General features: G+C 66.2%; 16 protein-coding genes. 9 read left to right on the top strand and 7 right to left on the bottom strand.

The window, feature by feature from the left end; genetic code table 11:
• Positions 1-15 precede the first annotated feature (15 nt).
• Both PV772_RS22030 and PV772_RS22035 read right to left on the bottom strand, forming a co-directional pair.
• Positions 16-249, bottom strand: a complete 234-nt coding sequence (locus tag PV772_RS22030) for a hypothetical protein (RefSeq protein WP_347887561.1) — start codon at positions 247-249, stop codon at positions 16-18.
• 398 nt (positions 250-647) lie between these two features.
• Positions 648-998: a metalloregulator ArsR/SmtB family transcription factor gene (locus PV772_RS22035; RefSeq protein WP_347887562.1), complete on the bottom strand. Its 351-nt coding sequence runs from the start codon at positions 996-998 to the stop codon at positions 648-650.
• A gap of 85 nt (positions 999-1,083) precedes the next feature.
• Between PV772_RS22035 and arsB the strand changes: the two genes are divergently transcribed.
• The 9 genes from arsB (at position 1,084) to PV772_RS22080 (ending at position 8,972) form a co-directional block, all read left to right on the top strand.
• A complete protein-coding gene (gene arsB / locus PV772_RS22040; RefSeq protein ID WP_347887563.1) occupies positions 1,084-2,220 on the top strand; it encodes an ACR3 family arsenite efflux transporter in 1,137 nt (378 codons plus the stop codon).
• Between the two features lie 137 nt (positions 2,221-2,357).
• Positions 2,358-3,032, top strand: a complete 675-nt coding sequence (locus tag PV772_RS22045) for an ArsR family transcriptional regulator (RefSeq protein WP_347887564.1) — start codon at positions 2,358-2,360, stop codon at positions 3,030-3,032.
• A gap of 147 nt (positions 3,033-3,179) precedes the next feature.
• On the top strand, positions 3,180-3,602 hold the full coding sequence (locus PV772_RS22050; RefSeq protein WP_347887565.1) for an arsenate reductase ArsC: 423 nt from the start codon (positions 3,180-3,182) through the stop codon (positions 3,600-3,602).
• Between the two features lie 10 nt (positions 3,603-3,612).
• Positions 3,613-4,587, top strand: coding sequence for a thioredoxin-disulfide reductase (gene trxB / locus PV772_RS22055; protein WP_347887566.1), 975 nt, complete (start codon positions 3,613-3,615; stop codon positions 4,585-4,587).
• Positions 4,588-4,764: 177 nt separating this feature from the next.
• Positions 4,765-6,150, top strand: a complete 1,386-nt coding sequence (locus PV772_RS22060; protein WP_347887567.1) for an NAD(P)-binding domain-containing protein — start codon at positions 4,765-4,767, stop codon at positions 6,148-6,150.
• A 45-nt stretch (positions 6,151-6,195) separates the two neighbouring features.
• Complete coding sequence (locus tag PV772_RS22065) at positions 6,196-6,876, top strand: arsenate reductase ArsC (RefSeq protein WP_347887568.1); 681 nt, start codon at positions 6,196-6,198, stop codon at positions 6,874-6,876.
• Positions 6,869-7,291: a low molecular weight phosphatase family protein gene (locus PV772_RS22070; protein ID WP_347887569.1), complete on the top strand. Its 423-nt coding sequence runs from the start codon at positions 6,869-6,871 to the stop codon at positions 7,289-7,291. The genes PV772_RS22065 and PV772_RS22070 overlap by 8 nt, the downstream gene beginning before the upstream one ends.
• A 3-nt stretch (positions 7,292-7,294) precedes the next feature.
• Positions 7,295-8,506 (top strand): MFS transporter, encoded by a 1,212-nt coding sequence (locus PV772_RS22075; protein ID WP_347887570.1) that lies wholly within the window; start codon positions 7,295-7,297, stop codon positions 8,504-8,506.
• Complete coding sequence (locus PV772_RS22080) at positions 8,496-8,972, top strand: universal stress protein (RefSeq protein WP_347887571.1); 477 nt, start codon at positions 8,496-8,498, stop codon at positions 8,970-8,972. The genes PV772_RS22075 and PV772_RS22080 overlap by 11 nt, the downstream gene beginning before the upstream one ends.
• Positions 8,973-9,144: 172 nt before the next feature.
• Here the strand turns inward: PV772_RS22080 and PV772_RS22085 are convergent, their stop codons facing one another.
• The 5 genes from PV772_RS22085 to PV772_RS22105 form a co-directional block, all read right to left on the bottom strand.
• Complete coding sequence (locus PV772_RS22085; RefSeq protein ID WP_347887572.1) at positions 9,145-9,489, bottom strand: prolipoprotein diacylglyceryl transferase family protein; 345 nt, start codon at positions 9,487-9,489, stop codon at positions 9,145-9,147.
• On the bottom strand, positions 9,486-10,022 hold the full coding sequence (locus tag PV772_RS22090) for a prolipoprotein diacylglyceryl transferase family protein (RefSeq protein ID WP_347887573.1): 537 nt from the start codon (positions 10,020-10,022) through the stop codon (positions 9,486-9,488). The genes PV772_RS22085 and PV772_RS22090 overlap by 4 nt, the downstream gene beginning before the upstream one ends.
• A gap of 231 nt (positions 10,023-10,253) precedes the next feature.
• On the bottom strand, positions 10,254-10,799 hold the full coding sequence (locus tag PV772_RS22095) for a hypothetical protein (protein ID WP_347887574.1): 546 nt from the start codon (positions 10,797-10,799) through the stop codon (positions 10,254-10,256).
• Positions 10,796-12,103: an MFS transporter gene (locus PV772_RS22100; protein ID WP_347887575.1), complete on the bottom strand. Its 1,308-nt coding sequence runs from the start codon at positions 12,101-12,103 to the stop codon at positions 10,796-10,798. Before PV772_RS22100 ends, PV772_RS22095 begins: the two co-directional genes overlap by 4 nt.
• Positions 12,104-12,462: 359 nt before the next feature.
• Positions 12,463-12,882: rhodanese-like domain-containing protein (locus PV772_RS22105; RefSeq protein ID WP_347887576.1), on the bottom strand; the 420-nt coding region annotated here is incomplete at its 5' end.

Raw genomic sequence — 12,882 nt, forward strand, 5'->3', positions numbered from 1 at the left:
TGCGGTCGCTTCGGCCTAGCCGTCCAGGCGCTGAGCCAGCAGGGCTTCGATGTCCCGGGCGGTGGCGTCCAGTCTGGCGATCGTGTCCCGTTGGATCGAGCGCAGGTACTCGGCATCCGACTCACCGTCCTGCACCCAGTTCTCATCGCCCGGTGAGTCCATCGCCTGGCGCGTGTTGGCGGCTGCCGTCGTGATGTTCTCCAGCATCGCGTGCAACCGGGCCTCGGTGGTCGGGGTCTCGGAATTCATGATGTCCTCCTGGGGTGCGGTCGCGTCGTCAATTCCCAGGGACTAGCTTCGCTGCCGCCGCACTGGCAGCACTAGATCTAAAGGACCCGTGTACGCCGTTCGATCAGCACGGTGTCCTTCCATTGGCCGGTAGCAGGGCCATGGGCCATCCGGGCAATTTTTTCCCGCCGCCCCACGACCCTGAACCCGTGGGCAAGGTGAAGTCGCATGCTCGGCTCGTTCTCAGGGAAAAAGGCGGTGGGAAATAAGCCGTGAAGCGTGGAAACGGCGCCAGTCCGGTGCCTCGATCCGGAACGTGGCCTGACCCGTCGCAATTGCCTCACGGTAGATCCGCTGGACCTCGGGTCAGTCGGATTCCCGCGACGGCCGGACAATGACGCCAGGCACCGGACTTTGGCTCAAAGAGACCCCAGTAGGCCAGCCGTCTGCTCCAGCGCGCCGGGAACGAGGGAGTAATACGCCCACGTACCGCGCTTCTCGCGATGCAGCAGGCCGGCGTCGACCAGGATTTTCAAGTGGTGGGAGACGGTGGGTTGACTCAGGTCCAGCGGCTCGGTGAGGTCGCACACGCAGGATTCGCCCGACGCCTCGGCTTTGACGATGGAGAGCAGACGCAGCCGGTTCGGATCGGCCAGCGCCTTAAAGATCAGGGCCTTCTGCTTCGCCTCCTCAGCGCCCAGGGCAGGCGTTCCCGCGGGGGCGCAGCAAGCTTCAGCCGTGACCGGTTCGAGGATGGACAGCGAGTTCATCCATCCATTATGCATCAAATTGACATTTATCGATGTACTGGCGAGAGTGTATATCGATATTTATCAATCTGATCTCAGGAGACCTATGAGCACCAATGCCGGGATTCTTGCACCGGAGGCAGATGCCGCGGTTGTCGGCAAACTCTCCACGCTTGACCGCTTCCTTCCCGTCTGGATCATCGCCGCCATGGCGCTCGGCCTGCTTCTGGGCGGTATGGTTCCAGGTTTAAACACCGCACTGGAGGCGGTCAAGATCGGTCAGGTTTCCCTGCCGATCGCTGTGGGGTTGCTGGTGATGATGTATCCCGTACTTGCCAAGGTTCGTTATGATCAGGCCCACCGTGTGCTGGCCGACAGGAAGCTGATGGTCACCTCCTTGATCATTAACTGGATCCTGGCTCCGGCTTTCATGTTCGCCCTGGCCTGGATCTTCATTCCGGACTTGCCCGAATACCGGACCGGGCTGATTATTGTGGGCCTTGCCCGGTGCATCGCGATGGTGATGATCTGGAATGACCTCGCCTGCGGGGATCGCGAGTCGGCCGCCGTGCTCGTGTTCATCAACTCCGTGTTCCAGGTCATCGCTTTTGGCGCGCTTGGCTGGTTTTACCTCCAATGGCTGCCCGCCCTGATGGGCCTTCCCACGACCAGTGCCGACTTCTCCTTCTGGGCCATTACCGCTTCGGTGCTGGTTTTCCTGGGCATCCCGCTGCTGGCTGGATTCCTCACGCGCACCCTGGGCGAGAAAGCGAAGGGCCGCGAATGGTACGAGAGCCGAGTTTTGCCAAAAATCGGGCCATGGGCTCTCTACGGCCTTCTTTTCACCATCACTCTGCTCTTCGCCCTGCAGGGCGGAACGATCATCTCGCGGCCACTGGACGTTGTCCGGATTGCAGTTCCTCTCCTCGTGTACTTCCTGGTGGTCTTCAGTGCCGGCATGGCCATCGGCCGCTGGCTGAACCTGGGTTATGCGAAAAGTACTACCCTGGCGTTCACTGCCGCGGGTAACAACTTCGAACTGGCCATCGCCGTCGCGATCGGCACTTTCGGGGTCACGTCCGGGCAGGCGCTGGCCGGTGTCGTCGGACCGCTGATTGAAGTGCCCGCCCTCGTTGCGCTTGTATACGCGGCCCTCTGGGCCCGCCGGCGCTTCTTTCCACAGGAGCCGGCCTCCGAATCAGCTCAGCTTCACAGTGGGCGGCCGGGCCAGGGGCGCGCATAAGCCAATGACTTCTCCGGGTCGGACCTCGAGGGTCCGGCTTTGCCATCTGCTGATGCCGCCCGCTCCGGCCTCCCGGGGCTGGCGGCATCAGCGGGTACCGCTTGACTAATCCTTATGCTTCAATGATCATTGACTCAATGGATATTGAACTAGATGCCGCGTTCTCTGCGCGTGTGGCACGGCATTCCGCTTTGGCCGATCCTGCGCGGCTGCGAATCGTGGACCTGCTGACCCTGGGGGACCTTTCGCCCACGGAACTGCAAGCCGAACTCGGAATGTCGTCAAACCTGCTCTCCCACCACCTGCGCACACTTGAAGGCGCGGGCCTGACCACCCGTCACCGCTCTGAGGCGGATAAGCGCCGCAGCTACATCCGGCTCGCTGCAGGGGCGCTGGAGGGCCTGACGCCCGGCGCGGAACAAGGGGCCCGCCGCATCCTTTTCGTCTGTACCCGGAACAGCGCCCGGTCCCAACTGGCCGTCGCGCTCTGGAGCCAGGTCAGTGAGATCCCGTCGACCTCCGCGGGTACGCACCCCGCGGACCGCATTGCCCCGGGCGCGATTGATGTCGCCCGCCGCCACGGCGTCGCCCTGGCAGACCTTCCGCCGCGCCGGCTGGATGACGTGGCGGACGATGAAGACTTCATCGTGACCGTGTGCGATAACGCCCACGAGGAAATCCCCAACCTGGGTGGGATCCACTGGTCCGTTCCGGATCCCCTCCGGCTGAACACCGAGGACGCCTTCGAAGGCGCCTTCGCTGAGATCGCCCGCCGCATCAGCGACCTCGCACCCCGCCTTTATGCCGCCTAAGCCCGAAACCCCACAGACATTGACAAACGTCGATATATTGTTCGATACTTCCTGCATCGACAATCATCAATGTCTAGTCAGTAAGGCGGTGCGGGGACAAAAGCCTCATCACACCAGAGCCACACCCAACTGATCCCAGGAGAAACCGTGAGCACCGAAACCACCAAGAAGCCGTCCGTCCTGTTCGTCTGCGTCCACAACGCCGGACGCTCCCAGATGGCCGCCGCGTTCCTCACCACCTTGTCCAAGGGCGCCATCGAGGTCCGCTCCGCCGGCTCCCAGCCTGCGGACAAGGTCAACCCGGCCGCGGTGGAGGCCATGGCCGAACTCGGTATCGACATGTCCGCCGAGATTCCGAAGGTCCTCACCACCGAGGCCGTGAAGGAATCCGATGTCGTGATCACCATGGGCTGCGGCGACACCTGCCCCATCTTCCCCGGCAAGCGTTACGAGGACTGGGAACTGGAAGACCCCGCCGGCCAGGGCGTTGACGCCGTCCGTCCCATCCGTGACGAGATCAAGACCCGCATCGAGGACCTGATCGCGTCCCTCATCCCGGCAGCCAAGTAGGAGCAGAACCATGACTGAACAGCTGATCATCATCGGGTCCGGCCCCGCCGGTTACACCGCGGCGATCTACGCCGCCCGTGCCGGGCTGGCGCCTCTCGTCATCGCCGGAGCGGTCACCGCGGGCGGTGCCCTGATGAACACCACCGAGGTGGAGAACTTCCCCGGTTTCCCCGGCGGCATCCAGGGTCCCGAACTTATGGACGGTCTCCAGCAGCAGGCCGAAAAATTCGGTGCCCGGGTGGTGTTCGACGACGTCACCGACGTGACGCTCACCGGCCACCTCAAGCGCGTGGTCACAGCTGCCGGGGAGACCCACGAAGCACCCGCGGTCATCCTGGCCACGGGCTCCGCTTACAAGGAACTCGGCCTGCCCGAGGAGAAGAAACTCAGCGGCCACGGGCTCTCCTGGTGCGCGACCTGCGATGGCTTCTTCTTCCGCGAGCAAGACATTATTGTGGTCGGCGGCGGCGACTCCGCGATGGAGGAAGCGACCTTCCTGACCCGCTTCGCCAGGACCGTGACGGTGGTGGTCCGCAAGAACGAGCTGCGCGCCTCCCGCATCATGGCCCAGCGCGCCAAGGACAACCCCAAGATCCGATTCGCCTGGAACTCCGCCATCACCAAGATCCACGGCGACACCAAGGTCGCCGGCGTAACCCTGACGGACACCGTCACCGGCGAGACCCGCGAACAGGCCGCCACCGGGATCTTCGTCGCAATTGGCCATGTCCCCCGCACCGAACTGCTCACCGGCCAGGTGGACCTGGACGGCGAGGGCTACATCAAGGTCGACGCGCCCACCACCGTCACCAACCTCTCAGGAGTGTTCGCCTGCGGCGACGCCGTGGACCACCGCTACCGGCAGGCCATCACCGCCGCCGGGACCGGCTGCGCCGCGGCCCTGGACGCCGAACGCTACCTCGCCGCCCTGGACGACGCGGACAGCATCGCCACCGCGTTAGTCGAAGAACCAACCCACGCCTAAACCGGGAACAGGGGAGGGGGTGAACCTCATGACCAACGGATCCTGCGGCGACTCAGGTTGCTGCGACGACCAAGACTGCTGCTAACCCCACTCGCCTGGTGCCTGCCGGCCTCACACCCGCCGGCAGGCACCCCCGAATACCAAACCGCACCACCAGAACGGATGAAAGAGGACACCATGGATCCAGCGAAGAACCTTCCGGTCGCCGTAATCGGCGCCGGCCCCGTCGGCCTGGCCGCCGCGGCGCACCTGCTCGAACGGGGCCTGGAACCGCTGATCTTTGAAGCCGGCCCGTCGGCGGGGGCAGCCATTGAACAGTGGCGCCACATCCGGCTGTTCTCCCCATGGCAGTACAACACCGACGCCGCCGCCGTCCGCCTGCTCACCGCGACCGGCTGGGAAACCCCGGAGCCGACGGCGCTGCCCACCGGCGGCGAACTCATCGACCACTACCTCACCCCCTTGGCTGCACTTCCCGGAATTGCATCCAGCCTGCACACCGGCGCCCGCGTCGTCGCCGTGACCCGTCAGGGCATGGACAAGACCCACAGCCGGAACCGCAGCACCACGCCGTTCGTCGTCCGGGTCGAACAGGCCGACGGAGAAGTCCGCGACTACCAGGCGGCAGCTGTCATCGATGCTTCGGGCACCTGGTCCACGCGCAACCCGCTTGGAACCTCCGGCCTGCCCGCACTCGGCGAAGCCGGGGCAGCCAACCACATTTCCTCACCGCTGCCTGACGTGTTGGGCCGCGATCGTGAAGCGTTCGCCGGCCGCATCGCCGTCGTCGTCGGGGCGGGCCACTCGGCAGCCAATACACTGCTGAATCTCTCCGAGCTCGCAACCCAGGTACCCGGGACGAAGATCGTCTGGGCGATCCGCGGCGCCTCGGCAGCGAAAGTTTATGGGGGCGGCGACGCCGACGGGCTTGCCGCCCGGGGCCAGCTCGGGGCCCGGCTCCGCAGCCTCGTCGAGTCCGGTGCCGTGGACCTTCACACCGGCTTCGGAATCGCCTCCGTCGCAGCGTCCGACGGAGCCGTCACCCTGACTTCCACGGACGGCCGCACTCTCCGCGCGGACGTCGTGGTACCGGCCACCGGGTTCCGCCCCGACCTGGACATCCTTCGGGAACTCCGGCTCGAACTCGACCCCGGCGTGGAAGCCCCGCGTGACCTTGGCCCACTGATCGACCCCGAATTCCACTCCTGCGGCACCGTAGAACCCCACGGCGCGAAAATGCTCGCCCACCCCGAGCAGGACTTCTACATCGTCGGCATGAAGTCCTACGGCCGCGCCCCCACCTTCCTGCTCGCCACCGGCTACGAACAGGTCCGTTCCGTCGCCGCTGCCCTGGCCGGGGACCGTGAAGCCGCCGACGCTGTCCAGCTCGAACTCCCCGAAACCGGCGTCTGCTCCTCGGACATCGGCACCAGCTGCGACGTCCCCGCAGCCGTCCCCGCAGGGTTTGTGGCCGAAACCGCCGGCGGCTGCTGCGGAGCACCCGAACCGGTCCTCGTCGGATTCCCCACCGGCCTGGCCCACGGCCGCTCCGGCGAAAACTGACCCAAATACACCTGCCTTGGCCACTGACCACATTGGAGTGCTGACGTGATTGACCACAATGAACAGGCCCTCGGGCTGCAGGACAACACCGAACTCCTGCACAGGATCAGCGGGCGGCTGGCCGACCGGTTCGCCGGCATTTTCGCCGCAGAGACGGTCGAACGCTACGTCTTCGAGTCCTACACCGCCCTGGCCCGGACCGCGAAAATCAAAACGTACCTGCCCTCCACCACCGAGCACTTCGCCAACGACCGGCTCAACGCCCTGGCCACATCCAAAGACGGCGTCCGCAGCGACGTCCCGGAGGTGCTGTTCGTCTGCGTGCAGAACGCCGGCCGGTCCCAGATGGCCGCAGCACTGCTCAATGTCGAGGCCAAGGGCAGAATCCGCGTCCGGTCCGCCGGCTCCGTCCCCGCCGCCGAACTCGACCCCGCCGTCGTCGCGGCGATGTCCGAAATGGGCCTGGACCTGACCCGGGACTACCCCAAACCCCTCACCGACGACGTCGTGCGCGCCTCCGACGTGGTGATCACGATGGGGTGCGGGGACTCCTGCCCGATCTACCCCGGCAAACGCTACGAGGACTGGGAACTGGCAGACCCGGCCGGCCTTCCCGTGGCGGCCGTGCGGATCATCCGCGACGAGATCCACGACCGGGTCAAGGCACTCGCCTCATCACTGCTCCACGACCCAGCCCAGACAAGGAAGAATCCAACGCATGACTGAGACCACGAAAACACCCGGCGTCCTGTTCGTCTGCAGCAAGAACGGCGGAAAATCCCAACTCGCCGCCGGACTGATGAACCAGCTCGCCGACGGGGCAGTCACCGTCTACTCCGCCGGTACCAAACCCGGGAAGTCACTGAACCCCCAGGCCGTGGAGTCCCTGTCCGAGCTCGGCATCGACATCACCGGCGAACACCCGAAGCCCATCACGGACGATGTCCTGGACGCGGTCGACGTCGTGATCGTCCTGGGCAACGAGGCAAAAGTCGAAGCCACCGAGGGCAAGCGGCTTGAGGTCTGGGATACGGACGAGCCCTCAGAACGCGGCATCGAAGGCATGGAACGGATGCGCCTGGTCCGGGATGACATCAAGGCCCGGGTCCAGACGCTTCACGCGGAGCTGACCGGGAATTAGGCCGTGGCCGCCCCGGCGTTGGCCCACGCACTGGTCGCGGAAGGTGCGCCCCGCGGCGGTCTCGCCGCGCTGTGCATCACCCAGACGACCGGGTGGGGCGTGCTCTACTACGCATTGATCGCGGCGGTCCGCCCCATCAGCGAGGACACCGGCTGGGACCCGGCCTTCGTGACCGGAGCCTTTTCCGCCGGACTGTTGGTATCCGCGGCGGCCGGGATCGCCGTCGGCAGGATCCTCGACAGGACCGGCCCGCGCACCCTGATGATCGGCGGATCCCTCGTTGGAATCCTGGCCCTGGTCATAGTGGCGGCGGCACCGAACCTCCTCGTGTTCTTCGCGGCCTGGCTGGTCGCCGGCACCGCGCAGGCCGCCGTGCTGTATCAGCCTGCCTTCACGGTGATCAGCCGCTGGTACGGACCCGCCCGCATCCGGCCCCTGACCGTGCTGACCCTCGTGGCGGGGTTCGCTTCCACCATTTTCGCGCCCGTCACCGCAGCCTTGACATCCGCGTTCGGTTGGCGAGGCGCCTTCCTCATCCTCGCCGGGATTATGGGACTCGTCACCGTGCCCCTGCACGCCCGATACCTGAACCGGAAGTGGGCCCCGGCCGCCCCTGGCAGCGCAGCGACTGACCACCGGGTGATGCTGCGGGCTGTCCGGCGAAGCCCGGAATTCCTCGGTCTGCAGGCGCTCATGATCCTGCTCTGCCTAGGGCTCTACACCGTGACGCTGAACATCATCCCTCTGTTGATGGAAAAAGGATCCGACTACACGACAGCCGCGGTTGGGCTCGGCCTCGTGGGCGCCGGACAGGTCGGCGGGCGCCTGTTCTTCGCTGCCATCCCACTCGACGCCCGGCTACCGGTCATCGCCGGGGCGGCAGCCTGCACCGTCCTTCTACTGGCGTTTCTGCCCGGCCCGGTGCCGCTGCTGATCTCGGCAGGAATGCTCGCCGGGGCGGTCCGCGGGTGCCAGACACTGCTGCAGGCCACGATCGTAGGAGACCGCTGGGGAAGCCAGAACCTGGGCACCCTGCAAGGGATCTTCTCGGCCCCTCTGACAGCTGTTACCGCCCTCGCCCCGGCAGTGGGCCCGACAGTCGCAACTTGGCTCGGAAGTTACACCGCCATGGCCTACGCCGCGGCGGCCGCCACCGGGACCGCCGCATTCATCGCCGCCGCCGCACGCCTCTCCAGAAGCCATCATGCCGGATGACGGATGGCCGGACGGACCCGTCGTGCTCGGAGTCGGATGGTCCTTTTCAGAGCGCCTGATCCGTACCGCCGCCGGCCTCGCGGCAGCCCTGGGACAGCATCTCGTCTGCGCATTCGTAGATCCAGCCAGTTACCTTACGGAATGGGAACCTGAAGGCCAACGGACAGCCCTTTCACTAGACCCGACCATCAATGAAGAGGCCGAATTCCCATCCCGACAACTGCAACGAAAGCTGGAATCCATACTCGGACAGCCCGGGGAGACGTGGTCCCTCCGCGTTCTCAACGGTGACGTCCCCAAAGCCCTCAGCCGCCTGGCAGAGAACACAGACGCATCCCTGCTCGTCGTCGGCGCCGACCGGACCGGGCCCCTGGCACGGTTGGACAGGTTCCTCGAAGGATCCGTTTCCGGGTCCCTAATCCACAACCAGCACCGCCCCGTCCTTGTCGTCCCCGACAACAGATAAAGAGGGGATATGCGGGCGCCCGAGCTCGAAAGCCAGGGCCAATCCGGCGCACAAATGATGTACTACGGCGGGGACACTATCGACCTGATCATCATCATTTGCTGATACCGCTGGTACCGCACACCCGGCCTCGCAGCGGCGCGCAAAAGATCACGGTTGAGTCCGGTACCGCCTAAGCCAGGGTCGGTTCGAGGGGCGCCGGCCGGGTCCTGGACCGGGGCCGGCGGAACAGCACAAGGAACGCGACCGCGCCGGCGGCAAACAGCAGGGCCGCGACCCAGGTGTTCACGCGCAGACCCAGGATCAGGTTGGCATAGTCGGAGCGCATCAGCTCGAAGACGAAGCGTCCGGCAGAGTAACCGCTCACGTAGAGGGCGAACACGCTTCCCGCGCCCAGCCTTAAGCTGGCATCGAGGAACAGGATGGCGGCCCCGGCGATCACGCACCACAACGACTCGTACAGGAATGTCGGTTCAAAGAACCCCAGCACCAAAGGCGCCCCGGACGCGTCCGTCACAGCGGTCCCGAGGCAGCGTCCATCTGGTGGATCTGGAGCCTCCAGGGCAGGGTGCTGGCATCACCGTAGAGTTCGTTGTTGAACCAGTTTCCCCAGCGGCCCAGCGCCTGGGCGAAGAGGACGCCGGGGGCGACGGCGTCCAGGAAAGCGACAAAGGAGACCTTCAGCCTGCGGCAGCCGATCCAGGCAACGGCGCAGCCAAGGGCAACGGCGCCCCAGATACCGAGGCCGCCGTCCCAGATGGCGAATGCATTCCACGGGTCCCGGCCGGGGAGGAAATACAGTTCGGGGTCGGTGATGACGTGATAGATCCGCCCACCGATGATTCCGGCCGGAACCGCCCAGAGGCAGATGTCCAGCACTTGGCCCGGTTGGCCGCCGCGCTGCTGCCAGCGCCGGGACCCGAGCCAGAGGGCGAGTGCGATACCGGCAAGAATGCACAGGGCGTAGAAGTGGATCGTCAGCGGTCCCAGATGAAACGCGCTGACGGTCGGTGACGGGATGAATGACTCTGTTGGAGCCTGAGCGGCCATGGGATCCTGCCGAATGGGGAACGGGGAACGAGAAGGCCTAAGCCTAGGCTCAGCGTAGCCCGGCGGCGGCTCTCCCTACGGCGGCAGGATGCTGGAGGCGCCGGCGATGGGTGCGGAGAGCAATGCGCCAGCAGCGAAACCCGCCGTCCGCCCCATAGCGTGGACTCCCACCGCTCGTGCCCGCCGCCCGGGGCGGTTAGGTAGAGGGTTGCAGTTCCAACGGACAGGTTTTCAGCTGGGTTGCTGTGGCTTGGCCGGGAACAACGGGCGGCAGTCTGTGCAGACCTCGGCTTCGGCATTCTCGGGATCCGGTGCAAGAGAGACTTGGCGCTCCAGTTCCAGGCGCGCACGCAGGGCCCAGGCCATCACGGCCAGGGCAAGGATGCCGACCGCGATCTGGGCCGGTGGCTGGTCACCCCGATAGGTATTGGCCCATACCAGGCCGAGGAGACCTGCCACGGGCCACCGCAGGTCACAGAAGGTGGCCGCCGCGCCTATGGGTGCTCCCACGTAACTGCCGGCCAGAAGGCCAGCGAGGATCGAGCCGGCGGCGACGAACAGATATCCGGTCCAGCCCGATGTTGGGACCGCCGCCGTACCGGTGGCGGCCAGAAGGAAAGCGGCGGAGGCCGCAGCAATGGCGATGGCGCTGACAACGCGTTTCCGGGACCAGCCCAGAACTCCTCCAACGGGCTGTCGTCGCCGTCGTCCCCTGGGACTCAGGGCCTGGGCGCTGCCTGCACCCCTGCCCTCGTCGTTCTGGTTGTTGACAGTCATGGTTGCTCCATTTCCCTCGGGGTGCGGTGTGGCTGCAAGGCGGTCCACCCGATCACGACGGCGACCAAAGCGAGGGAGGCGAGGCCCAGCCCTGAGTACCCGGCCGCGGCCAGCACCGGGCCGGCCAGCGCGCCACCGACGGCACCGGAGGCATTCATGCCCAAGTCAGAGACGCCTTGAAGCGCGGGCCGGTCCTGCGGTTGCGCGGACTCAGCGACCAGTGCGGACCCGGCCACCACGGAGGCCGACCAGCCGAGTCCCAAAAAGATCAGGCTGGCGGTCACTGCCCCGCGGGAATCCGCGGCTACCCCTGCCAGCACCAGCGAAACCACCAGCATTCCCTGCCCGGCCAGGATGGTGGGCATCCGCCCCACCTTGTCCGACATCCATCCGAAGAGGGGCGAGAGGGCGTACATGCCGGCAATGTGGAGGCTGATGGTCAGTCCGACGACGGTCAGGCTGGCTCCGTGGGCGCGCAGGTGCACGGGGGTCATGGACATCAGCGCCACCATCGTGGCGTGGCTGAGGGCCACGGCCGCCACCGCGTACCGGGCGCGGGGGTTGCTTCGCAGCACCGCCAGGCCACCTTGGGGGCGGGGAGCCGCAGCGTCGTGCGCCCGCGAGGCCATTGCCGTCAGGAGCGGGTCCGGTCGCAGACCTCCTGCATAGACGGCGGCGGCAGCGAGTTGGGCAGCCACGGAAAAGGCGAAGGCGCCGGTCAGCGGCGGCAGGCCGAGAGCGGCGCCGACCGCTTCGCCGGGGTCGAAGAGGTTCGGGCCCAGGACAGCGCCGATCGTGGTGGACCACACCACAATCGAAAGGTCGCGGCCGCGGGACGCGGGACGGGAAAGATCGGTGGCGGCAAAGCGGGCCTGCAGGTTCACGGCTGACCCGGCCCCGAGCAGCATCAGGCCCAGCAGCAGCAGGGGAAAGGCGCCTATGGCCGCCGAGGTGATGGCGGTGACGGCGCCGGTCCCGGCAATCACCGCGCCGGTGGACAGCGAGACGCGGCGGCCGCGGGCCTGCGCCAAACGGGCCAGGGGCACTGCGGCCAGGGCTGCGCCGAGGGTGCTCATTGTTGCGGCCATCCCGGACCAGGCAGTGGATCCTGAGAGCTGTGCCGCCAGAAGGGAGCCCAGGGACAACGTTGCCCCCATCCCGATCCCGCCAAGGATCTGGCCGCTGACAAGAACCGGAATCACGCGCCGCTGCAGTCGCGGGGGTCGGCTTTCCCGGCGTCCACGCAGTACCGGGACTGCTGCGCTTCCCGGTACTGCGTCCGCCGGCGTGCTTTCGTTCTGCATGATGATCCTTCGTGATGGACTGTTCAGCAGCCCCTGCGGTGTCGGCTGCTTCACCGTGGCTCCGGGGCGGCTAAGTTGCCCTACCGCCCGAAGAGTTTTGCGAAGAAGCCCTTGCCGGTCCGGCTCTCCTGTGCGTGACCGGGGCAGCGTTGGGAGCTGGAAACTCCGCGCAGGACCTGGTCTACGTGCTGGCCGCATCCGGCCCATGTTGTCTTATGGCATTTCTTGCATGTCACTGCCCTGCACATGTCATCCTCCTGGGTAGGTACTTCGCTGAACAGGGTGCGGTGGCCCGGGTGAACGCACCCGTGCCGCCGCACCCTGGTTTTACTCAATTAGTGTTCGCACTGCTGCTTTGGTTAGACGGCGGGGACGCTGTTCTGCCAGGAGTTCCAGGCGGCGTAGCTGCCGTCGAGTTCGACGACGTTGTATCCGGCGCGGCGCAGGGCGCTGGCGGCTACGGAGTTCCGCACGCCGGACTGGCAGTAGGAGACGATGGTGCCGCCGGCGGGGAGTTCATCGAGGTGCCACATGAGCCGGCCGCCGCTGAGCTGGTACGAGCCCGGGACATGCCCGGCCTTGTGCTCGGTCTTGTTGCGGACGTCCAGGACCATGGCGGCGTCGAAGCCTTCGAGTTCCTCGGGCTGGATCAGCTTGGGGGTGTAGGTGGGCAGTCCTTCGATGCTGGTGAGGTAGCCGGCTACGTTGTCGATGCCCACGCGGACCAGGTGGTCCCACATGTCCATGGCCTGGTCCTGGTCGTTGGCCAGGAGCACCAG

It is taken from the genome of Pseudarthrobacter sp. CC12 (assembly GCF_039907755.1).
GTDB classification, from domain to species: Bacteria; Actinomycetota; Actinomycetes; order Actinomycetales; family Micrococcaceae; genus Arthrobacter; species Arthrobacter niigatensis.